Below are 22669 nucleotides of genomic sequence, written 5' to 3' on the forward strand. Positions count from 1 at the left end.
CTGGTGGCGATAGCAAAGAGGACACACCTGTATCCATACCGAACACAGAAGTTAAGCTCTTTAGCGTCGAAGGTAGTTGGGCTTACGCCCTGCGAGATTAGAACGTTGCCAGACTTTGAGTCTTTGGCTTTTGCTTTAGGCTTATTGATCCACAGTAGCTCAGTTGGTAGTAGCATCTGACTGTTAATCAGAGGGTCGCAGGTTCGAGTCCTGCCTGTGGAGCCATTTTTTGGCCCGTTGGTCAAGTGGTTAAGACACCGCCCTTTCACGGCGGTAACACGGGTTCGAATCCCGTACGGGTCATCACTTATAGGAGGTTTAGCTCAGCTGGGAGAGCACTTGCCTTACAAGCAAGGGGTCAGCGGTTCGATCCCGTTAACCTCCACCATTATATAGGGGAGGTAGCGAAGAGGCTAAACGCGACGGACTGTAAATCCGTTCCTTCGGGTTCAGTGGTTCGAATCCACTTCTCCCCACCACTTATATTTTTAATAATTATTGGGATATAGCCAAGCGGTAAGGCAACGGTCTTTGACTCCGTCATGCTCTGGTTCGAATCCAGATATCCCAGCCATGAGCCATTAGCTCAGTTGGTAGAGCATTTGACTTTTAATCAAAGGGTCGAAGGTTCGAGTCCTTCATGGCTCATTTTTTAATGCCTGTTATGGCATTTTATTTTGGCCCGTTGGTCAAGTGGTTAAGACACCGCCCTTTCACGGCGGTAACACGGGTTCGAATCCCGTACGGGTCATTTAAGGCGAGTATATTTATTACTCGCCTTTTTATTTTGCCAGAATAAGTAGAAGAAGGGAAAGTATCATGAAAAAAGTTTTCAGCAGTTTTATTGACATTATGTTTTTTGTAATAATGTTTCTGATAATGATAATATTATTGTTTTTTAACTACTTAGAATATAGTAAAAAAAATTATATATCAGAATATAACATTTATGCTTTATTATTAGGATTTTTTATATTAGTTATATTATTTATTTTTATTAAAAAATGTTTGATTAAATTTAACAAAATATATTTGGTAACTATATTATTATCTTTATTTCAAATATTACTTATCTATTCATATTATTTTATACCTGGATGGGACGCAGGTATTATTATAAACAATAGTTTCAATTTAGTTAACAATGGAGAATTAATTTCGAGTTATTATTTTTCTGTCTATCCTAATAATATTTTAATATTAAATATCTATTATTATATTATTTTATTTCTTAATTTTGTTAATTTAGTAGAATATGCACATTTTATTTTAGTAATATTGATGATATTAATATGTAATGTTTCAGGTTTGTTAATGTATAAGGTGTTAAATAAAATATTCCAAAACAATATAATATCTTGGTTAGGATATATTTATTTTGTTTTGTTGATTTATATATCACCGTGGATTTCGATACCTTATTCAGATTCTTTTTCGTTGATATTTCCAGTTTTATTATTATATATTTATATTTCAGTAGAAAAGATGTATATTAAATGGTTTTTATTAAGTCTTATTTTTGTTATTACTTTTCATATAAAGCCTCAAGCTTCTATTATTTTTATAGCTATAGTATTATTTGACTTTATTTTTAATAAAAATAATATAAAAATTACGTTAAGTAAATTTATTATAATATTTGTAACAATATATTTATCGTTTATATTTGTAAACTTGATAAATTATAATATTAAGAATACGTTAGATAAGGAATGGAATATTGGTTATTTGCATTATTTAAAAATGGGCTTAAATGAAAGTACAAATGGTGATTGGAATTATGATGATGTTATGTTTTCACAATCGTTTTATACAAAGGAAGATAGAGATGCAGCTAACTTAGTAGTCATAAAAGACAGATTAAAAAATTTTAATATTCATACTTCTGCAAAACATTACAGTAAAAAAACTTTGCTAAATTACAATGATGGAACATTTTCTTGGGAGAAAGAAGGTGAATTTTATTTAAAAATTCTTCCTAAAGATAATACGATTTCCAAAATTACAAGAAATATTTATTATTCAGAAGGGAAGTATTATAAATATTTTAATTTTTTCCAACAATCATCTTGGTTAGTAATATTGTTGTTATGCTTTATAAGTGTTAGAAATAAAAAGTATGATAATGATTATAGAAATAATTATAAACCTATAATTTATATGACATTAATAGGCTTATTTATATTTCTAACATTATTTGAAGCTAGAGCAAGATATTTATTTACAAATATACCTATATTTATAATTTGTGCAATGTATGGTTTAGAAAATATAATAAATAGAATAAAAATTTTAAAATTAAATGAAAAAAAATAGAACCGATACAATATCGGTTCTATTTTTCTATTCATTATCGTAACTAGAATCTTCTATATCATCTTCCAAGGCAGAATTATTTTCTTCTTTTCGTCTATCATTATTTAAATTATTGTTTTTATCTTCTTCTAAATCATCTTTATCTTCATCTTTTTCTTTATCTTCTTTTTTAGGTTGTAGTTTTTCTAGTACATTTTTGTCTATAACTGATCCAAATTTTCTCATAACTTTGTCATTAGAGAGTTGTTGGAATCCTTTTGGAATAATATCATTAACAGATCCTTTTGCATTATTAAAAGGGTTAATATTATCTTTTACTATTGATGAAGGAGATTCAAATTTTATATCAGCGCCTACTAGTTTAGAGTTGTAATCATGAATAACATTCATAAAATATGCCCATTGGCTATGAGCGTGATCAAAGCCAGGTAGTTCAGAAGGTTTATCGTAACCTGTCCAAAGTCCAAATGTTATATTTTTAGTTCCGCCGACAGTCCATAAGTCATGATTGTATTCTGATGTTCCAGTTTTTACAAATAAATTATCTGTACTAAATTTTAAAGTTGATTTCATATTTCCAGCAGTTCCACCAGTAATAACATCATTTAACATATTTACTGTCAAGTAACTAGTAGATTCTGAATAAACTTGTACAGGTTTGAAATTAGCAGTGTATACTGTCTTTCCACTATTATCTACTATAGATTCTATTATATACGCTTGTTGAAATTTTCCATTGTTTGCTAGAGCTGCAAATGCATTAGTATTTTCTAAAACAGTAACTCCATACGATAAACCACCTATTGATGCAGATAAGTTTGTATTATCGGCTGCTACTAAATTTTTGAAATTCATTTTTTCAAGATATTCTTTTACTGGATCTTCGTTATAAAATGCAGAATATAGTCTTATTGTTGATAAGTTTAATGATTTTGCTAATGCATTTCTTGCTGATATAGTTCCAAATTCTGTTTTTGAGAAGTTATCTGGAGACCATCCATTGTAATTAAATTTTCTATCAAGTAGTGTAGAATTTGGAGTTATATAGCCTTTATCAATTGCAGGAGCATATACTAATAAAGGTTTAATTGTAGATCCTGGAGATCTAGTTGTTCTAGTAGCGTGATTTAGCTGTTGTAAATTAAAATCACGTCCACCTATAAATGCAAGAACACGTCCCGTATTATTTTCGATCAAAGTAGCACCTATTTCCATAGGATAGTTTTGTCCATCAATATTTTTTGAAACAAATTTTGCATAATTATTTTTAGCTTCTTGTAAAGTATCGTATAAATCTTTATCTATAGTAGTATTTACTTTGTATCCACCAGTTAAGAATTTTACTTTACTTTTTTCTAATAAATCGTTTCTAAAATTGTTATCTGTTTGATATCTATTTAATTGATTATTTTTTTTTGCAGTTTCTTCTGCCAAAATTTCTGATGCAGCTGTAATTATTTCATTAGTAATGTATGGATATTTTTCTGCTTCATTAATTTTGTTATTAGTGAATGATGCTTTTAAATCAAAATTTAGAGCTTGATTATATTGTTCTTTTGTAATAAAATCTTCCGCTAACATTCTATTTAATACATATTTTTGTCTATCAAATCCAGCTTGTAGTTCTTCATCACTTCTAATATTTCCGGAGTTGTCAAATGGCGTATATTTATAAGGTAATTGGACGAAACCGGCCAAATAAGCTGCTTGTGCAATGTTTAATTCATTAGCATGTACATCGAATACTCCTAAAGCTGCAGTTTCTATACCACTAATGTTTTGTCCTAGTCTATTTTTTCCAAAAGGAGCTATATTTAAATAAGTTTCTAAAATTTCATTTTTTGATAATGTATTATTTAATCTTAATGCTAATAGAATTTCTTTAGCTTTTCTTTCGTAAGAGCGTGAATTATCTAACAACTGATTTTTTACTAATTGCTGTGTTATTGTACTTCCTCCTGTAGTAGACTTACCAAGTGTTTCATAAATAGAAGCTCTCACAATAGAGATTGGTTCTATTCCACTATTGCTGTAGAAATCATCATCTTCACTAGCTATAATAGCATTTTTTACATTATCTCCCATTTCTGATAAAGGTATTGCTTTTCTCATCATTTCAGAGTTGATAGTAGCTACTTTTTCTCCATTAGCAAAAAATATATCACTATTTTCACTTATATCATTTAATTGTTGAGTTAATTCTTCTTTTGATAACGCTGGTTGATCTTTTACTAAGTTAGCAACAAATCCAGTAATAATTGCAATTATTAAAGTGGAAAATAATAATGCTGCTAAGAAAAAATTTTTCCACGTTATATATTTTTTTTTATTTTTCACTTTATATAGCTCCTTTAATTATGAACATATTAACTATATTATATCATAAAATTACAAGTTAATGAAAATATATATTAATAATAAAAAACCTTATTTACGATTTTTATAGGTGTAAATAAGGTTTTTTATTTATCTATTATTTGAATTTGAATTATTTTGTGTATTATTTCTATTTCTGTTATTCGTGCTGTTATTTGTATTAGTATTACTATTACTATTAGTTGTTGTGCTGCTATTATTAGTATTATTATTGCTATTTGTATTATTATTATTATTATTATTTGTAGTAATTGCTATATTATTTCTTGTTTCTCTATTTCTTTCAGATATTTTTGATTGATATACAGAATCACGAGATGTTCCTACATACATATTATCAGTTTCTGTATTTCTATCTGTAGCGTAGTATGCATTACCAGATCTTGACACCGTGCTTGGAGCTTGGAAGTTAGCAGGGGCAATATTATTGTGGGCTTTTTTAATTATATCTGCCATTATTAGTTGAGTAGTTTGAGCCTGATTAGCATTTAATGCTTTACTAGCAGAGTCTACACTATCAGCTCCTTGCCAAACAGCAACAGTATGTTCGGTAGTGTATCCTATCATCCAACTATCTTTAGTAGAATTAACAACATCAATACCGTACATTCTAGCTGCACTTTCATCAAATGTACTTGAACCAGATTTTGCAGCTAAATCAAAGCCAGCTACTCTTCCGTTAGGAGAAGTACCATTAGATGTTACTACATCTTTTAAAATATCTGTCATAATAAATGCTGTAGAAGCATTCATAGCACGAGTAGGTTGTTCTTTAAAGTTGTTTATTTCATTGCCCTGTTTATCTAGTATTTTTATTATTCCAGAAGGCTTATTATACATTCCACCGTTACCAAATGCAGCAAATGCTCCTGCCATTTTTATTGGTGATACAGTATCGACATTTCCTCCTATTGCAGATGTAGGAGCTTCAGATGTTAATTCAATACCTAATTTACTAGCAAAAAGTTTGCTACGTTCATAACCTATACTTTCGAATGCCCTAACGGCAGGGACGTTATAAGACATAGCTAAAGCACGACGCATAGTTACATTTCCGTGATAAGCTCTATCCCAGTTTTGTATGTAGTGATTAGTTCCAGCAATTAAATATGGTGTGTCAGAGAAAGTTGTTAGTGAATCCCAACCATAGTATTCTATCCCTGGAGCATAATCTAGTATAGGTTTTATAGATGATCCTGCTTGCACTTTTGCATCTGTAGCATAGTTAAAATCTCCATAAGTATAATTTTTTCCGCCGCCCACAGCTTCTACAAGCCCATTTTTAGTATTTAAGACAGTAATTGCTGCTTGTGATGCGTGTTTAATCATTGGAGAACTTTGGTTATCAAGCATATTTTGAGTATATTCTTGTAATTCAGGATCCAAATTGGTATATATATGTAATCCTAAGGCAAATGGATCTTTTTCTTCGGCAAAAAGTTGTGAATTTTTTATTTCATTAACAACCATATCTACGTATGCACCATACTTAGGATTAGAAATATTTTGAAGTTGTCTGTCTTCCTTATTTTTTTGAACCAAACCATCTTCAATAGGTGTTTTAATGTATTCTTCATATTGTGCTCTAGTTATTTTGTCGTTATTGTACATAGCGTATAAAACTGTATTTCTTCTTTCTAAAGCATTAGAAGGATTATCGTAAGGGTTGTAACCTACAGGTTGTTGTGGCAATCCAGCTAATAGTGCTATTTGAGGAATAGTAAGTTCAGACAATTCTTTATTATAAAAATATTTAGCGGCTGATTTTATACCATATTGGTGATCAGAATAAAATATTTTATTTAGGTACATTTCTAATATATCATCTTTTGTGTATTTACTTTCTAATTTTAGAGATAAAAATGCTTCTTGTATTTTACGTTCATAAGTTTTTGAAGATGTAAGTAGAGATGTCTTAACTACTTGTTGAGTTATCGTACTACCACCTTCTAGTGATGATCCAGCAGAAACATTAACTATAAATGCCTTGGCTATACGCTTAGGATCTACACCGACATGAGAATAAAAACGAGAATCTTCAACAGATAAGACAGCATCTTTAACTTCTTCTGGAATTTCTTCAACTGATACATATTCTCTACGTTCATTACCTATAGTAGCAATTAAATTATTATTTTTGTCATAAATACGTGAACTAAGTGCATCAACAAGATTTTCTTTAGTTAGTTCTGGAGAATTTCTAAATTCATTTAACAAAAACATTGTAAAAATTATAGAAATAACAGTGATAATAAAGAAAAATGTAGCACTTACATATTTAACTACGTTTGTCCATTTATTCATTATTGTAAAAACTCACTTTCATGTTTTTTAATAATAGTTAGATAATCTAACCTTATTTTAAAATTAAAAGGTAATTCGAAACTATTGTTACAAAATTCTTCTAATTTAATTGATTTTCGCCCACCGTCTTTAGCACGATTATGGAATATTAGAAACTTTTTTAACGGCATAAGGAATGTTCGATCTAATTTTTTGAAACGTACTATAATAAATGTTATTCCTCCATGCTCCATAATTAATTGCATATGCTTTATTTGATGCTCGTGAATATTATTTAATGAAAATGAAGTTAAAGAAGTAGTTTCTTTAGCTTCAAAATCTATATGCTTACCATTAAAAATTCCATTATAATCCGTAGTAGATGGTGTTTGATAAAATGCTTTTTTTATCATTGCATTGTTTCTACTTGGATAGTCAACCTCTACTATTTGGATAGGAACAGGCTTTTTATGAATGATAGCTATATTGTTATTTAAATAATATTTATTAGCGAAATTTATATCATTTTCTAATTGCATACCCCTTTTAGAGTAGTTAATATTAGTTGTAAAATTGCTATTTTTTTTGTTTGGATAATTAATCATTTAAAACTCCACACATTTTTTTTATATTATACTATAATATGAACATAAAATAAACTTATTTTATTTTTGGTATCAAAAATTGCTTTATCAAATTATCAATTGACTAAAATTGTTTGTAATTTCGTATCCGTATCGTGTATAATAATGAAGCGATGATAAATAGTTTGGAGTAAGAAAATTGGAATTAGCAGAATTAAGAAAGAAATTAGAAGATATTGATAAAAAGATAAGTGATTTTAAAGTGTCATTGAATATAGAAGAAAAAAAAGAACGTTTAGCAGAGATAGAAGAGGATATGCTGGACCAAAATTTTTGGAATAATAGCGAGCAAGCAACAAAGGTAGTGTCAGAGGCAAAGTTTATCAAAAAAGAATTATATGAGTTTGAAGAATTAATTTTCTTATTAGAACAAGTCAAAGAATTAATAGATTTTCTTAAAGAGGAAAATGATGAAGACATTTATAATGAATTGTTAGAAATTTATACAGAATTAGAAACGAAAGTAGAGCAATTTACGTTTAGGTTGCTTTTGTCAGAACCTTATGATAATAATTCTGCAATATTTGAAATTCATGCAGGAGCTGGGGGAAGTGATGCTACGGATTGTGCAGAAATTTTATTTAAAATGTATGAGCGATTTTTTGCCAAACAGGGCTTGAAATATAGATATTTAAACTATCAAGCTGGAGATATATGTGGAATAAAATCTGTAACAATATTAGTAGAAGGAGACTACTCTTACGGACTATTAAAAGGGGAGAAAGGGGTTCATCGTTTCATACGTATTTCTCCTTTTGATCCTTCTGGTAAAAGACATACTTCATTTTGCTCGGTAGATGTAATACCAGAATTTTCTGATGAAGAAATTAATATTGATATAGCTACAGAGGATATTCAAATAGACACTTATCGTGCCCAAGGAGCCGGTGGACAACATATTAATACTACGGATTCGGCAGTTAGAATTACGCATATACCTACGGGTATTGTAGTTCAGTCTCAATCAGAGAGAAGTCAATTAGTAAATAAAGAAACTGTGATTCGCGAATTAAAATCACGATTATACAAAATGGAATTAGAAAAAAGAGAACAGGAGATTAATGAACTTCGAGGAGAACAAAAATCTATTTCTTGGGGATCGCAAATTAAATCATACGTCTTTACACCTTATACTATGGTAAAAGATCATAGAACTAATTATGAAGTAGGTAATGTAGATAAAGTAATGAACGGAGAAATAATTGACTTTATTGACAGTTATCTCCATTATAATATGACTTTAAAAAATAATATTGATAATCTATAGCAAAGCAATTTAGCTTTGCTTTTTTTGTTATAACGAGTTACAGAAATCAACTTTGAAATAAATATGAAAATATATTGAAATGAAAATATTTTCCAGATAATAATAAAAAAAGTCATTTTTTAATTTTATTTTAACTTAGAATTAAAGTTCGTTTTAAGTTTTATATATAGAATATAATTATTAAATAAAAAAGGAAAGGAACCGGAGAGATTATTATGGCAAAAAATACATTTAAATCAAAATTTAAACGTTACGAAAAGAAATATTTAATAACTTTAGAACAATTACAAAACTTAAAGAAATATTTTGATAAATATCTAGTAGCAGATGATTATGCACAATCAACTATTAGTAATTTATATTTTGATACAGATAATTTTTATATGATACGCAGTTCGAAAGATAAAGCAGAATATAAAGAAAAATTAAGAATGAGAAGTTACGATAAAAACCCTAATGATGACAGTAAAGTGTTTTTGGAAATAAAAAAGAAATTTGAGAAAGTTATATACAAACGAAGAATTTCAACATCATTGAAAAAAGGAAATGAGTATTTATTAGATAGACAAGATGTTCTAGAAAAAAGTCAAATAAAAAACGAAATAGATTGGATTTTTAAAACTAATAAAAATTTAAAACCTATGATGTACATTTACTACGATAGATACTCATATAAAGGAATAGAAGATGGTGATTTGAGAATTACAATAGATTCTAATATTAAATATCGAAATTATGATTTAGATATTAAAAAAGGAATTTACGGTAATAACATTATAGATAATAATTTAGTAATAATGGAAATAAAGGTTTCTGGTGCATATCCTTTATGGTTAAGTGAAGCTTTAAACAAATATGAGATGTATCCACGTCCATTTTCAAAATATGGAACGGCTTATCAAAAATTAAAGGAAAGAGGTTTAGAAAATGCAAAATATGCTGTTTAATAATTTATTTAGTTCAAGTTCAGAAAGTTCTATTAGTACTACAACTTTTTTAGTATCAATAGCAGTATCATTAGTTTTAGGGATAGTTTTAGCTTTAGCTTATAGTTATAAAACTATACATACAAAAGAATTTATGACGACGATAGCAGTTTTACCAGCAATAGTTCATATAGTTATCTTCTTAGTTAATGGTAATGCTGGAGCAGGCATAGCTGTTATGGGAGCATTTAGTTTAATTAGATTCCGTTCAGCAGCCGGAGGAGCCAAAGAGTTGTTAGCAATATTTATGTCTATGGCAGTAGGTCTTGCAACAGGAATGGGATATATAGCCATAGCAGTATTCTTCACTTTAGTTATGACTTTAGTAGTCATAGTTTACGAAAAAATAAATTTTGGGGAAATGACTGAAGGGATACGTCAACTTACAGTAACTATTCCAGAAAATTTAGATTACGAAGAAATATTCGATGATTTATTTAAAGAACAACTTAGTTATGTAGAATTACTATCTGTAAAAACATCAGATATGGGAAGCTTATTTAAATTAAGATATAACATCAAGTTGAAAGAAGGATTTAGTGAAAAACATTTTGTAGATGCAATTAGAACGAGAAATGGAAATTTAGAGGTTGCTATAAATAGACATATAGTAAAAGAGAGTGGCTTATAAAAGGAGAAACATAATATGACAAATAATACAAAGAAATTAAAAAATAAATTAGGATTAATGATTTTGACAGCGACATTATCACTATCATTAGCGGCTTGCTCAACCCCAACTAATAGTACTAACAATAGTACAACAGTAACTCAAACATCATCTAATAGTACTAGTAACAAAGATTACTTCTCTACTAAAGATTTGGCAGGAAATTATGATGAGAGTAGTGCTACAAAAATTGATCTAAGTAATAATAATATTTCTGGTGATGGAGCGGTAATAGAATCAAACACAGTTAAAATTACGTCAGAAGGAACATACATTTTATCTGGACAAAGTAACAATATTCAAGTGGTTGTAGAAGCATCTGATACAGCAAAAGTACAAATAGTGCTAGATAATGTTACTATTTCAAATACTGATTCAGCAATCTATGTAAAACAAGCTGATAAAGTGTTCCTAACACTAAAAGAAGGATCATCAAACACTATAAAGGATAGCTCAAGTAATTCAACAGAAAATGGAAGTGCAGCAATTTATAGTAAAGCAGATTTAACTATAAATGGAAAAGGAACATTGAATGTTGAAGGAAATTATGGTAATGCAATAAAATCAAATGATGATCTAAAAATAGCGTACGCTACTTTGAATATAAATGCCAAAAAACATGCTTTATCTGCTAATGATGCACTAAATATTACAAACGCTACATTAACATTAACTAGCACAGAAGATGCTCTTCATTCAGATAATACAGACAATACAGAATTAGGAAATATCTATTTAAAAGATAACAGTATAACTATTAATGCAGGAGATGATGGAATCCACGCTTCTAATAAAGTATTAATTGATGGCGGAGAAATTAATATAAATCAAAGTAATGAGGGAATAGAAGGTAAAGTTATAACTATAGAGTCAGGTGAAATTAATGTTACAGCGAAAGATGATGCTATAAATGCCGCTGATGGAACTACAACTACGACAGCAAGACCAGGGTCGGCTACTAGTGGAGTAGAGTTAGTAATAAATGGTGGTAAAATTACTGTAAATTCAGGAGGAGATGGACTTGACTCGAATGGTAATATTACTATAAATGGTGGGGAAGTTTATGTAAATGGACCTACTGATAATGGGAATGCCGCATTAGATTATGACGGTACTGCTACAATAAATGGAGGTACTACTGTAATTGTAGGGGCTAATGGTATGGCACAAGGATTTGGTAATTCTTCAAAACAAGCATCTATTATGACTAATGTTCAAGGAGCTGCTAATGCGAAAATTGTAGTTAAAGATTCTACTGGAAAAGAAATAATAAATTGTACAGCTACAAAATCTTTCAGCAATGTATTAATAAGTAGCCCAGATATAAAAGAAGGCGAGAGTTATACAATCTCTATCAATGGCAGTGAAACTACTGTAACAGCTTCGCTAACTACGCAAATGCAAGGTGGTGGAATGATGAGAAACCAAGGTAATCCTCCTAGAAGATAATATAGGAAGCTCCAATATTAATTAATATTGTAGCTTTCTTATAAATATAATTATTAAAAATTGATATATATTTAACTACAATTGATATAGATAAAATGAAATATTGAAAAAAATTTTGTAATTTTTTAATAAATATGCTATTATAAATTATGCGTAAAAACTTAGAAAGGGTGTTTATTATGACATTTGAAAATTATAAATATGAAAGACCTGATGTTAGTGTTATAAAGAATAATTTAGAAGACTTTATTTCAAGTTTAGAGTCAGCACAATCCTTTGGAGAATTTTATGAATATTTTAAAGAGTACAATAAATTTCGAAATACGATAGATACACAAATGACATTGGTATCTATACGCAATAGTATAAATACAGAAGATGAATTTTACGATAAAGAACAAGAATTCTGGGACAATTTTTTACCAGAATTAGGAGAATACTTTTCTAAAATAGGAAACTTAGTTTACAATTCAAAATATAAAGATGAGTTAGCTAAAGAAATAGGAGAACAATACTTTAAACTAATAGAGTGTGAATTGAAAACTTTTAGTGATGAGATTATAGAAGATTTAAAAGAAGAAAATAAACTTGTTACAGAATATGTCAAACTTACTTCAAGTGCGAAAATTTATTTTGATGGTGAAGATAGAAACCTTAGTGGTATGGCAAAATATATTCAATCAGAAGATAGAGATGTTCGTACAAAAGCATCACAAGCAGTAGCAAAATTTTTCATTGATAATTTGTCAAAATATGATGATATCTATGATAGAATGGTAAAAGTTCGTCATAAAATTGCTAAAAAGTTAGGATTCAAAAATTTTGTTGAATTAGGTTATTTGAGAATGCGTAGAACAGATTATGTAGCTTCTGATGTGGCTAATTACAGAAAACAAATATTAGATGATATTGTTCCTTTAGTAGAAAAATTAAAAGAAGCACAAAAAGAACGCTTAGGATTATCTAAATTACAATTTCAAGATGAATCTGTATATTTTAAAACAGGAAACCCTACACCGAAAGGTGATAGAGAATTCTTGGTTCAAAATGCCAAAACGATGTATAGAGAGTTGTCGGAAGAAACATCGGAATTTTTCGATTTTATGGTGGAACATAATCTTCTAGATTTAGATACGAAAAAAGGAAAAGCTGGAGGAGGGTATTGTACTTACATACCTGATTATAGATCTCCATTTATTTTTGCTAATTTCAACGGAACTCCGCATGATGTCGAAGTATTAACTCACGAAGCGGGGCATGCATTCCAAGTGTATAGAAGTAGGGATGTAGCAGTTCCAGAATATACTTGGCCTACTTATGAAGCTTGTGAAATACATTCTATGAGTATGGAGTTTTTAACTTGGCCTTGGATGGATTTATTCTTTGAGGAAGAAACAGATAAATTTAAGTACTATCATATTACAAATTCTTTGAAGTTCTTACCTTATGGAGTAACTGTTGATGAATTCCAACATATAGTTTATGAAAATCCGGAATTAACACCAGAAGAAAGAAGAGCAGTTTGGCGTGAAGTAGAGAAAAAATATTTACCGTCACGTTCTTATGATGATATTCCAGAATTAGAAAATGGAATGTTTTTCTATAGACAAGGACATATTTTCTCTTTACCATTTTATTATATTGATTATACACTTGCACAAGTTTGTGCTTTCCAATTTTGGAAAAAATCTCAAGAAAATCCAAAAAATGCTTGGGAGGAATATTTACACTTGTGTGATTTAGGAGGAACAAAGCCATTCCTAGAGTTAGTTAAAGAAGCTAATTTAGCAAATCCATTTGTTAATGGTACGATTTCTCATATAGTTCCAGAATTAGAAAAATACATTAATTCTGTAGATGCTACAAAATTTTAAGAAATAAAAAAGGCAAATAAGGTAATTTTCTTATTTGTCTTTTTTTATTTTTATATATTTGTAATAAAAAATTTTCTAATAATTGTATTATAATGCTTATTATAGTAAAATTATATATGATATTTAAGAAGTGAGGTATAAAATGCTAAAAAAAAGATTATTTCAAATATGTGTTGAACTTACGAATGGAAAATACTCGTCAAAAATGCTTCAAAAATTAACAAAATCAAATGCTAGTAGATTGTTAATTCAACCTTTTATTTCGGTATATAAAATAAATACTTATGAAATTTTGAAAGATGTTTCAGAATTTAAAAATTTAAATGAATTTTTTATACGAGAAGTACATCCATCTTTAAGACCAATTTCAGCTGGGGATGATATAGTAAGTCCTACTGACGGAGTTATCTCGGAGATAGGAAGTATAGATGATGATTCAACTTTCATTGTAAAAGGGCAAGAATACAGTGTTAAGACTTTATTAGGAGATAAAGAAAGAGCAAGAGAATTAGCTGGTGGTGTGTATATGGTAATTTATTTAAGTCCAAAAAATTATCATAGAATACACTTTCCAACGAATGCTAAAGTATTAGATTCATACACTATAGGTAAATATTCTTATCCTGTTAATAAAGCAGGATTAGAATTAGGGGATAATGTACTTAGTTACAACTATCGTCAAATATTTACTTTAGAGAATAAAGGATTGAAGTATAATTTAATACCGGTCGGAGCACAGAATGTTAATTCTATAATTACAACATACAATAGCAACGATGTAGAAAAAGGTTCAGAATTAGGATATTTTGAATTTGGCTCAACAGTGGTTTTATTATTTGAAAAGGATGCTATTAATTTTGTTGATTTAGAGCTGCCTAAGGAAATAAAAATGGGCAAAAAAATTGCAGAAATAAATAATTAAAAGGATAAAAAAGAATGATTTTAAAAAGATTTTTCTCTCCAGATGATTTCATTGAAGACTATGATTTTATAGACGTTGAGTATATGAATATGCACAACAAAAAAGTAATCATCTCAGATTTAGATAATACTTTAATATCTTGGGATAGTAAAAAAGATACTAAGCAATTAACACGTTGGTTGAATAAGATGAAAAAAGCAGGATTTGAAATAATAGTGGTTTCTAATAATACAGAAGATAGAGTTAGAGAGTTTTGTAATAGTCTTAACTTGCAATATGTAGCAGAGGCAAAAAAACCTTTGACTACAGGATTTAGAAAAGCTTTGAATAAGTTAAACAAGAAACCAGAAGAAGCTATTATTTTGGGGGATCAAGTATTAACTGATATACTAGGAGCAAAAAATCTAGGAGCTATGAGTGTTTTAGTAAAACCTATTTCTAAAACAGATGCTTTTAAAACACGTATTAATAGATTTTTTGAAGGACATATAATAAATATATTAAAACATAAAAAACAATTTCCTAAAATGAAATTCAAAAGAAAAAAGTTAAAACATAATTAGGAGGGAAATTTGTTGGAGAAGATACAATGTATAGGTTGTGGAATAGAAATACAAACAGAAGAAAGTAAAAAACAGGGATATTTACCTAAGAGTGTAGTAGATAAAAATATAGGTGAAAATTTAATTTGTAAACGATGCTTTAGATTAAAACATCATAATGAAGTTAGTGATATTGAATTAGGTGCAGAAGATTTTTATAAATTAATAAAAAGTCTATCAACAAAAAATGCTTTAATAGTTAAAGTAGTTGATATATTTGATTTTTCTGGTAGTTGGATAGAAGATGTTACCGACATAGTTGGAAAAAATAAAGATATAGTATTAGTAGCTAATAAAATGGATTTATTGCCAAAGTCCGTAAAAGAAAACAAAATCAAACAATGGTTATTTAAAATGATGAAACAAAAAGGTATAAAGGTTAAGGATATCATTTTAATAAGTGCTATAAAAAATCATGGTATAGATGAGTTAGCTAATAAACTTGATTATTTAAGAGAAGGAAAAGATATTTATATAGTTGGAGCAACTAATGTAGGAAAATCTACATTAATTAATAAACTTATCGAACTTTCAAGTGGCGATAAAAATGTTATAACTACTTCACATTTTCCGGGAACTACATTAGGAATGATAGAAATTCCTCTTGATAATAAAACAAGTATTTTTGATACTCCTGGAATAATTTTAGATTATGATATATCGCATTATTTAAATGCTAAAACATTAAAACTAGTATTACCTAAAAAAGAAGTTAAAGCTAGAGTTTTTCAACTTAATTCAGAGCAAACCATATTCTTTGGTGGAATGTGTCGTATGGATTTCGTAGAAGGAGATCGACAAAGTTTTACAATTTATGCATCCAATCAGATAGAATTGCATAGAACTAAGTTAGAAAATGCGGATAATTTATTTAAGAAGCATTTAGGAGAAATGTTGTCTCCGCCATTTAAAGATGATTTATCTATTTTTGATAAACCAGAGAAGAAGAGCTTTAATATAAGTAATAAAAAAACTGATATAGTAATTTCAGGTTTAGGCTGGATTACTGTTAATAGTGATTTAGGGTGTAGTATCGATATTATTACACCAAAGGAAATAGAAGTGTTCACGCGAGAATCTATAATATAAGGAGAACAGATGTTAAGAGGAAAACAAAAAAGACAATTAAGAGCATTAGCTCACCATTTAACTCCTATTTTTCAAATAGGAAAATCAGGAATTACTCCTGATATGATAAAAGGGATATCTGATGCACTAGAAAAAAGAGAACTACTGAAAGTTAGTATTTTACAAAATTGTGAAGAAAATAAAGATGAATTAGCAGAAACATTATCAAATAGGACTAATTCAGAGCTAGTACAATTAATAGGACATACTATTGTACTATATAGACAAAGTTCACAAGCGAAATATAGAAAAATTGAGTTGGTCAAATAATGGAAAAAATAATACTTTATGGTGGAACGTTCGATCCTATCCATATAGGACATTTAGTTGCAGCTACTAATGTATTGGAAAGTTTAGAGGCTAATAAAGTAATATTTATTCCTTCAAATATAACTCCACTAAAAAATAATAAAGTAATAGCTAGTAATATGGATAGATATAATATGATAAAAGAAAGTATTAAGTCTAACAATAATTTTGAAGTAAGTGATTATGAAATAACTAACGATGGTACTAGCTATACCTATAATACTGTAAATTATTTTAGAAATCAGTATCCAAATAGTAAAATTTATTTTATAATAGGAACAGATAGGGTTATAGATTTACAATATTGGTACAAAATTGAAAAATTATCAAAACTAGTAACTTTTGTTTTTGTAGCAAGGGATAATCAAAGAATAGAAAACATTGTAAAAAGTAATCATTTTTATAATAATATTGATTATATTATTGTAAAATCACCTGTTATAGATATAAGTTCAACAGTAGTTAGAGATAAAATAAAAAATAAAATGAGTATTGATTATATAGTTGAGAAAAATTGTGCAACTTATATAAAGGAGATGAATTTGTATGAATTATAATGAAATTCAAGAGAGAGTAAAAAAAATATTACCGAAAAAAAGATACGAACATACTTTAAGAGTTGTTGATACAGCAGTAAAACTTGCTGAAAAATATAATGCTAATGTAGAAAAAGCAAAATTAGCGGCATTGTTACATGATGTGTGTAAAACTATGGATGAAGTAGATATGAAAAAATATGTTATTAAATATAATTTAGACATAAAATTGCTTAATTATCCAACAGAAGTTTTACACGGTCCAGTAGCAAGTGTTTATATAGAAAAAGAATTTGGTATTGCTGATGAGGAGATAAAATTGGCAGTTGCTAATCATACATTTGGAAGAACTAATATGTCTTTATTAGAAAAGATAATATTTCTTGCAGATTATATAGAGCCAGCAAGAAAACATCCTCATTTAAAAGAAGTTACAGAAGTTTCAGATTATGATTTAGATGAAGCAATTAGACTAGCTGTTAAATATACTTTAGTTTATTTAATTGATAATGATGAAAGAATTTATCCATCATTATTAAAGTGCTATAATTACTACAATATAAAGAATTATCAAGTAGGATTTAAAGAAAAAAATAAAGAAAAAATACTTTCTGGTGAAAAAATTATAACTATAAGAAATAAAAGTGAAGCTCATTTTAAAAAGGGTGATATATTAGAAGCTGTTACTTATGATGACAATACAAAAACTATTTTTGCAACTTTAGAAGTTGATTTAGTAAAACCAGTTACAAAAGATAATTTGACAGAACGTTATGCTAAATATTACGGAGTTACATTAGAAGAATTAGTAGCTAAATTAGAAGAAAGATATCCAGAAGACAAAGAACTTTATGTTATAATGTTCCATCTTAAAGAATAGTAAAAAAGAAGGCAGATTTTAATCTGTCTTCTTTTTTGTCAAATTATACATTCCAAATTTTTCCTATTTTGTTGCGTAACTCATAATTATCCATAAACCATTCAACATTTCCATTAAAATTACGTTTGAACTGTAAAACTTTGTAATCAGTCGCATCTTCATTAGAAAAGTTTTGTGATGTTCCAAAGAAGTTGTAATATTTAAAATTGTTTTTTATAGCATACTTCATCATATTATAAGTTATAGCATATGGACCTTCAAATCTATTGAATTTTTGGCGTGCTCCACTAGTGAAGTATATAAAGTCTTGTTTAACTTCTAGAAAACTTGCACAAGATATATTAATGATATTTCCTTCTTGTTCTTTTAAATCAGTAATTTTTTTTATTTTATTTTGCCAAATTGTAATATTTTCATCTAATTCTTTTAGTTTATTGATTGTTTTTTTCTGGTTTACTTTTCCTGCATTTAATTTTTCCGTTAAGTCAATTTTTTCTTGTACAAGATTATTAATAGTTTCGTTAGTTTTATTGATAAATAAATCACAATCTATATAAGAAATCATAAATTTTAATTTATCACCCAATATTTTTTTTGCGTTTCTAAAGTAATTATTATCACGTATTTCAAAATTAATTCTTGCGGCTGTTTCAAGATTTATTTCTTCGAATATTTTTGCATCTTCTTCGTTAAATATGTCTATTTCTCGAACTAGAACCCCTTCTTTAATAGTCTTGTTAATAGTATATCTAGCTATTTGGCTAATATTTTTTAGTAGATTGTCTTCTGTTATATTAGATATTTCTTTTGAATAGACACATCTACTTGCTAATGTAGGATTATTAAATAAATCTTCATTCATAGGATTAAATCCTAAGGACTTTAGTTTTTTGTGGACATTACCAGCTACGCTATTTTCTCCAACTTCTTCTGTATCGTTAAAGATTTTCTCGTTTATAAATGGATTCACTCTAATAGATAGTATACGAAAATCTTTTGAGAAATATTTTTTTAATTCAGAAAAATAAAAATTTGATAATTTTTCATTGTTAAAATCCATTACTGGACCATATTGAGTTGTAACTTTATAGAAAAGCTTTTTGTATGGATAGTACAAAAATATAGCATATGCAAGAATAGTATCATTTTCTTTAGCGGCTAAAATAACAGATTTTAAACTGTTTGAGTCTGACAATCTTTTGTAATCAGCGTCTTGTGAGAAAAAATATCTATTATCACTATTTTTTTGATGATTAGCTAATTCTTCAGAAGTTATTTCAGTAAAAATCATTTTTATCTCCTTTAGTTTTTATCTTAAATTAATTCATAGTGTTAAACATACATTTAAAAATTATATAACAAATAAAAAAAAAAGGAAAGCAATAAAGAATTTTAATATATTAAATTTAAAATAACTTAAGTCTAGTATAAAAATAAAAGTAAACCTATTACTAGATTTACTTTTAAAATATTATATTTTCTTTATCTTTATGTTGCTTACCATTAAGTATGAGAAAATAGCTGTTAATATTAATAACGCTATGCTAGGAAGACTTAAAAAGTTAAATGATAAAATAGCTAATATAAGTCCGCAAGTAGTTATAGGAACTCCTTGATAGAAACCACCAGTAAGTGTAGAAATATTAAATCTAGCCAAGCGGTACACACCACAACATGCATAAAATCCACATATAATTAATGCTAATGCCTTAACTATAAATAAGTCTGTTTCTATAATAGTTTTTGTGTAGACTAGAAAAGCAGGTGCCACACCAAAACTTATGGCATCACATAAAGAGTCTAATTGTTTTCCTATTGGCGATTTTACCCCTAATTTTCTCGCTACTATTCCGTCATATCTATCAGCTAACATAGCCAAAATAATAAAGACACTAGCATAAATAAATTTTCCGTTAGCCGTAGTAATAATTGATAAAAATCCAAATATACAATTAGACAACGTCAAACAATTTGGAATCAATTCTTTATTCATAAAATCACTCCTCAATTAAGTAATACCTATATTATATTACAAAATTAAAATAAAGTCTAAGAAATTTTTTGTAACTTTGTTGTTTTTAGTGTGTTATATTGCTATAATATCTTTATAGTAAGCTATTTTGGAGGTGTGTATGAAAAGTATTGATTTTAAAAAAATATTAAAAGAAGTATTAATGATATGTTTAGGTTGTGGTCTTTATGCTTTTGCTTTTACGCATTTAATAATGCAAAGTAAAATGGCAGAAGGAGGAGGAACGGGTATAGCATTACTTATTTATTATATTACGAGTATTCCTACTTCTGTTGGTAACTTAATAGTGAATATTCCATTGTTGATATTAGGGTACAAAGTATTATCTAAAAAAACAATGGTGTATACTCTTTACGGAATAGGAATGATTACTGCTTGGTTATATTTCTTTGAACATTATCAAATCACGTTAGACCTTGGTGGAGATAGATTGTTGTCTGCATTATTTGGAGGAGGAATCGCTGGTTTAGGATTAGCTTTAGTTTTCTTATTTGGAGGTAGTACGGGCGGTGTTGATATAATAGCTATGATATTTAATAAATATTATAAAATACCGATAGGAAGATCAATACAAGTAATTGACGCAATAATAATTTTAGCTACATTAGTAGTATTAAAAGATATTCCTGCTATTTTGTACACATTAATATATATTTATATTCTTACTAGGATGATTGACTTTATTCTTGAGGGGGGATTACCTGCGAAGGCAGTAATGATAATATCTCCAAAAATAGAAGAAATTGCAGAGCATATTAGCGCCAAGTTAGAAAGAGGTATGACTTTTTTAAAAGGCGAGGGTGTATTCTCTAGAAAGGATATGAATGTCGGATATTGTGTAGTATCATTAAGGGAAATTAAAGAATTAAAAGAAATTATTTATTCAATAGATGAAACGGCATTTGTTACTATTAATAATGTTCATGATGTTATGGGTGAAGGTTTTAGCTTTAAACAAAAAGGTAGATAATCTATTATTATATTAAATATTTTACTTGAGTGGAGGATTTTATGAATATTAGATTACTGGCTTATAGCTTTTGTCAAGTTACCCTAATAGCTGTAATATGTTCTTACTTCGGGCAAATTTTATTAAAAATTGTTGATTTTAACCAGAACAATTATCTGATATTACTACTTTTTTTAATACCTATATTTTTATTTACAAAGTTTAGTAATAAATTAGTAAAAGCAAATATTAGCATACCTTATTTTATAGGTAATGAATATAAAAAGGTTTCTAAAATTTTTATTCCGACAATAATTATAAATACTTTGTTAGCTCATCTTTGTGGTATGAGTGTTGGTAGAGAGGGTGTTGCCGTTCAAATTGGTGGAGCATTTGGGAGCAACTTTGGGAATAATAAATTTTTTAACTTTGAAGAAAAGAATTTTTTGATAAGATTAGGTATGATGTGCGGATTTGCTGCTTTATTTCATAGTTATTTGATTGCAGTAGTTTTTGTTTTAGAATTATTATGGCAGAAAAAGAAAATTAAAGAAACAATTTTTAATGTTTTTTGGTATATTATTTTCTCTTATTATGCTAGTTGGGTATCTTTATCTTTAGGTCTTGAAAAATTTTATACTTTTATTAACGTTGATAAATCTTTTTTTCTTAGTTTAAATTATTTGAAAGTATTTATTTTTGAAATTATTTTGATTGTTTTAGCGATTTTATTTACATTATTTAGGAAGCAAGTAAAAAATTTTAAATATACATATCTTATTCTATTTAGTATATTTACGATAATTATTGTTACAGAGGGAAGATATAACTCATTAGGAACAACTTTTATTAATGATATATTTAATGGTAGTTATTATTTTATGTATGAAGATTTTATTTTAAAATTTTTGCTAACGATACTTTGTACGGGTATAGGATTTAGTGGAGGAGAAGTTACTAATTTATTTGCCATAGGATCATTAGTAGGTTATTGTTATGCTACTATGTTAGACTTACCTGTCATTATTTTTGCTGCGTTAGGATATGTATTAATGTTTGCTACAAGTGCTAGGTTAACAATAGTTCCTGTTTTTCTGGCTTACGAAGTATTTGGATGGGAGCTATCATTATTAATTTTATTTCCTAGTATTTTAATAGCTTTATTCAATAAAAAATATAGTATATACTAATAATAATTTTAATTAAATATGAAGTTTTATATAAAGGTACTTTACTATGCGAAAGTATCTTTTTAAATTTTATATGTTAAAATTAAAATGTTCGGTTTAAGGAGCAAATTAATATATTTTAATTTGTCAAGTTGTTGTTTTTATATTACATTATTGATATAATTATAAGGTAATAATTATAGATTTCAAAATCTTATATGACTTTTACATTTAATAACTGTGTTAATTTATCTAATTAGACGTTATTTAATACAAT

At 27.9% G+C, this 22669-nt stretch carries 19 protein-coding genes, 7 tRNA genes and 1 rRNA gene; 22 read left to right on the top strand and 5 right to left on the bottom strand.

Translation table 11 applies throughout. From position 1 onward, the window contains the following. From rrf to AC1XWJ_RS04740, 9 genes are all read left to right on the top strand, one after another. Window positions 1–114: ribosomal RNA gene (gene rrf / locus AC1XWJ_RS04700) — 5S ribosomal RNA — on the top strand. 34 nt (window positions 115–148) lie between these two features. After that, a tRNA-Asn gene (locus tag AC1XWJ_RS04705) sits at window positions 149–225 on the top strand. Between the two features lie 6 nt (window positions 226–231). Continuing rightward, window positions 232–303, top strand: a tRNA-Glu gene (locus AC1XWJ_RS04710). 9 nt (window positions 304–312) lie between these two features. After that, window positions 313–388 (top strand) — tRNA-Val (locus AC1XWJ_RS04715). 7 nt (window positions 389–395) lie between these two features. Then, window positions 396–479, top strand: a tRNA-Tyr gene (locus tag AC1XWJ_RS04720). A gap of 20 nt (window positions 480–499) precedes the next feature. Continuing rightward, window positions 500–574, top strand: a tRNA-Gln gene (locus AC1XWJ_RS04725). A gap of 1 nt (window position 575) precedes the next feature. After that, window positions 576–648: transfer RNA gene (locus AC1XWJ_RS04730), tRNA-Lys, on the top strand. A 31-nt stretch (window positions 649–679) separates the two neighbouring features. Then, window positions 680–751 (top strand) — tRNA-Glu (locus tag AC1XWJ_RS04735). Between the two features lie 68 nt (window positions 752–819). Next, complete coding sequence (locus tag AC1XWJ_RS04740; RefSeq protein WP_483334738.1) at window positions 820–2316, top strand: glycosyltransferase family protein; 1497 nt, start codon at window positions 820–822, stop codon at window positions 2314–2316. Between the two features lie 27 nt (window positions 2317–2343). On the opposite strand, the gene AC1XWJ_RS04745 is transcribed toward AC1XWJ_RS04740, so the two are convergent. The 3 genes from AC1XWJ_RS04745 to recU form a co-directional block, all read right to left on the bottom strand. Beyond that, on the bottom strand, window positions 2344–4653 hold the full coding sequence (locus tag AC1XWJ_RS04745; protein WP_483334739.1) for a transglycosylase domain-containing protein: 2310 nt from the start codon (window positions 4651–4653) through the stop codon (window positions 2344–2346). 129 nt (window positions 4654–4782) lie between these two features. Continuing rightward, on the bottom strand, window positions 4783–6996 hold the full coding sequence (locus AC1XWJ_RS04750) for a transglycosylase domain-containing protein (RefSeq protein WP_483334740.1): 2214 nt from the start codon (window positions 6994–6996) through the stop codon (window positions 4783–4785). Then, on the bottom strand, window positions 6996–7580 hold the full coding sequence (recU, locus tag AC1XWJ_RS04755) for a Holliday junction resolvase RecU (protein WP_483334741.1): 585 nt from the start codon (window positions 7578–7580) through the stop codon (window positions 6996–6998). The genes AC1XWJ_RS04750 and recU overlap by 1 nt, the downstream gene beginning before the upstream one ends. 178 nt (window positions 7581–7758) lie before the next feature. Between recU and prfB the strand changes: the two genes are divergently transcribed. The 11 genes from prfB (at window position 7759) to yqeK (ending at window position 18242) form a co-directional block, all read left to right on the top strand. Then, on the top strand, window positions 7759–8886 hold the full coding sequence (gene prfB, locus AC1XWJ_RS04760; protein WP_483334742.1) for a peptide chain release factor 2: 1128 nt from the start codon (window positions 7759–7761) through the stop codon (window positions 8884–8886). Window positions 8887–9101: 215 nt separating this feature from the next. Beyond that, on the top strand, window positions 9102–9833 hold the full coding sequence (locus AC1XWJ_RS04765; protein ID WP_483334743.1) for a VTC domain-containing protein: 732 nt from the start codon (window positions 9102–9104) through the stop codon (window positions 9831–9833). Continuing rightward, window positions 9814–10503 (top strand): DUF4956 domain-containing protein, encoded by a 690-nt coding sequence (locus AC1XWJ_RS04770; protein WP_483334744.1) that lies wholly within the window; start codon window positions 9814–9816, stop codon window positions 10501–10503. The genes AC1XWJ_RS04765 and AC1XWJ_RS04770 overlap by 20 nt, the downstream gene beginning before the upstream one ends. A 15-nt stretch (window positions 10504–10518) precedes the next feature. After that, window positions 10519–11991, top strand: coding sequence for a carbohydrate-binding domain-containing protein (locus AC1XWJ_RS04775; RefSeq protein ID WP_483334745.1), 1473 nt, complete (start codon window positions 10519–10521; stop codon window positions 11989–11991). A 179-nt stretch (window positions 11992–12170) separates the two neighbouring features. Then, complete coding sequence (locus AC1XWJ_RS04780; protein ID WP_483334746.1) at window positions 12171–13865, top strand: M3 family oligoendopeptidase; 1695 nt, start codon at window positions 12171–12173, stop codon at window positions 13863–13865. A 142-nt stretch (window positions 13866–14007) separates the two neighbouring features. Next, window positions 14008–14787 (top strand): phosphatidylserine decarboxylase, encoded by a 780-nt coding sequence (locus AC1XWJ_RS04785; protein ID WP_483334747.1) that lies wholly within the window; start codon window positions 14008–14010, stop codon window positions 14785–14787. 14 nt (window positions 14788–14801) lie between these two features. Further along, complete coding sequence (locus AC1XWJ_RS04790) at window positions 14802–15350, top strand: YqeG family HAD IIIA-type phosphatase (protein WP_483334748.1); 549 nt, start codon at window positions 14802–14804, stop codon at window positions 15348–15350. A 9-nt stretch (window positions 15351–15359) separates the two neighbouring features. Next, entirely contained in the window at window positions 15360–16478 is a 1119-nt protein-coding gene (gene yqeH, locus AC1XWJ_RS04795) for a ribosome biogenesis GTPase YqeH (protein ID WP_483334749.1), read from the top strand. 9 nt (window positions 16479–16487) lie between these two features. Continuing rightward, window positions 16488–16787 carry a ribosome assembly RNA-binding protein YhbY gene (gene yhbY / locus AC1XWJ_RS04800; RefSeq protein ID WP_483334750.1) on the top strand — a complete coding sequence of 100 codons (300 nt, stop codon included), beginning with the start codon at window positions 16488–16490 and terminating at the stop codon, window positions 16785–16787. After that, window positions 16787–17383 carry a nicotinate-nucleotide adenylyltransferase gene (nadD, locus tag AC1XWJ_RS04805; protein WP_483334751.1) on the top strand — a complete coding sequence of 199 codons (597 nt, stop codon included), beginning with the start codon at window positions 16787–16789 and terminating at the stop codon, window positions 17381–17383. The genes yhbY and nadD overlap by 1 nt, the downstream gene beginning before the upstream one ends. Further along, window positions 17373–18242, top strand: a complete 870-nt coding sequence (yqeK, locus tag AC1XWJ_RS04810) for a bis(5'-nucleosyl)-tetraphosphatase (symmetrical) YqeK (RefSeq protein WP_483334752.1) — start codon at window positions 17373–17375, stop codon at window positions 18240–18242. Before nadD ends, yqeK begins: the two co-directional genes overlap by 11 nt. Before the next feature lie 43 nt (window positions 18243–18285). Here yqeK and AC1XWJ_RS04815 read toward each other — a convergent pair whose 3' ends face one another. Both AC1XWJ_RS04815 and pssA read right to left on the bottom strand, forming a co-directional pair. Then, a complete protein-coding gene (locus tag AC1XWJ_RS04815) occupies window positions 18286–19533 on the bottom strand; it encodes a peptidoglycan bridge formation glycyltransferase FemA/FemB family protein (protein WP_483334753.1) in 1248 nt (415 codons plus the stop codon). A 180-nt stretch (window positions 19534–19713) separates the two neighbouring features. After that, window positions 19714–20235: a CDP-diacylglycerol--serine O-phosphatidyltransferase gene (pssA, locus tag AC1XWJ_RS04820; protein ID WP_483334754.1), complete on the bottom strand. Its 522-nt coding sequence runs from the start codon at window positions 20233–20235 to the stop codon at window positions 19714–19716. A gap of 139 nt (window positions 20236–20374) precedes the next feature. Between pssA and AC1XWJ_RS04825 the strand changes: the two genes are divergently transcribed. Continuing rightward, window positions 20375–21244, top strand: a complete 870-nt coding sequence (locus AC1XWJ_RS04825; RefSeq protein WP_483334755.1) for a YitT family protein — start codon at window positions 20375–20377, stop codon at window positions 21242–21244. Window positions 21245–21285: 41 nt separating this feature from the next. Further along, entirely contained in the window at window positions 21286–22413 is a 1128-nt protein-coding gene (locus tag AC1XWJ_RS04830; RefSeq protein WP_483334756.1) for a chloride channel protein, read from the top strand. Window positions 22414–22669 lie beyond the last annotated feature (256 nt).

The sequence above is a fragment of the Gemelliphila sp. 1F1 genome, from assembly GCF_056897515.1.

What these genes read in the sequence shown, in the direction of transcription:
- nadD (WP_483334751.1), top strand. Translation starts at nt 16,787, where the DNA reads ATGGAAAAAATAATACTTTATGGTGGAACGTTCGATCCTATCCATATA.
- AC1XWJ_RS04750 (WP_483334740.1), bottom strand. Translation starts at nt 6,996, where the DNA reads ATGAATAAATGGACAAACGTAGTTAAATATGTAAGTGCTACATTTTTC.
- AC1XWJ_RS04780 (WP_483334746.1), top strand. Translation starts at nt 12,171, where the DNA reads ATGACATTTGAAAATTATAAATATGAAAGACCTGATGTTAGTGTTATA.
- AC1XWJ_RS04740 (WP_483334738.1), top strand. Translation starts at nt 820, where the DNA reads ATGAAAAAAGTTTTCAGCAGTTTTATTGACATTATGTTTTTTGTAATA.
- yqeK (WP_483334752.1), top strand. Translation starts at nt 17,373, where the DNA reads ATGAATTATAATGAAATTCAAGAGAGAGTAAAAAAAATATTACCGAAA.
- pssA (WP_483334754.1), bottom strand. Translation starts at nt 20,235, where the DNA reads ATGAATAAAGAATTGATTCCAAATTGTTTGACGTTGTCTAATTGTATA.
- AC1XWJ_RS04785 (WP_483334747.1), top strand. Translation starts at nt 14,008, where the DNA reads ATGCTAAAAAAAAGATTATTTCAAATATGTGTTGAACTTACGAATGGA.
- AC1XWJ_RS04830 (WP_483334756.1), top strand. Translation starts at nt 21,286, where the DNA reads ATGAATATTAGATTACTGGCTTATAGCTTTTGTCAAGTTACCCTAATA.
- AC1XWJ_RS04790 (WP_483334748.1), top strand. Translation starts at nt 14,802, where the DNA reads ATGATTTTAAAAAGATTTTTCTCTCCAGATGATTTCATTGAAGACTAT.
- recU (WP_483334741.1), bottom strand. Translation starts at nt 7,580, where the DNA reads ATGATTAATTATCCAAACAAAAAAAATAGCAATTTTACAACTAATATT.
- AC1XWJ_RS04765 (WP_483334743.1), top strand. Translation starts at nt 9,102, where the DNA reads ATGGCAAAAAATACATTTAAATCAAAATTTAAACGTTACGAAAAGAAA.
- AC1XWJ_RS04815 (WP_483334753.1), bottom strand. Translation starts at nt 19,533, where the DNA reads ATGATTTTTACTGAAATAACTTCTGAAGAATTAGCTAATCATCAAAAA.
- yhbY (WP_483334750.1), top strand. Translation starts at nt 16,488, where the DNA reads ATGTTAAGAGGAAAACAAAAAAGACAATTAAGAGCATTAGCTCACCAT.
- AC1XWJ_RS04825 (WP_483334755.1), top strand. Translation starts at nt 20,375, where the DNA reads ATGAAAAGTATTGATTTTAAAAAAATATTAAAAGAAGTATTAATGATA.
- AC1XWJ_RS04770 (WP_483334744.1), top strand. Translation starts at nt 9,814, where the DNA reads ATGCAAAATATGCTGTTTAATAATTTATTTAGTTCAAGTTCAGAAAGT.
- AC1XWJ_RS04775 (WP_483334745.1), top strand. Translation starts at nt 10,519, where the DNA reads ATGACAAATAATACAAAGAAATTAAAAAATAAATTAGGATTAATGATT.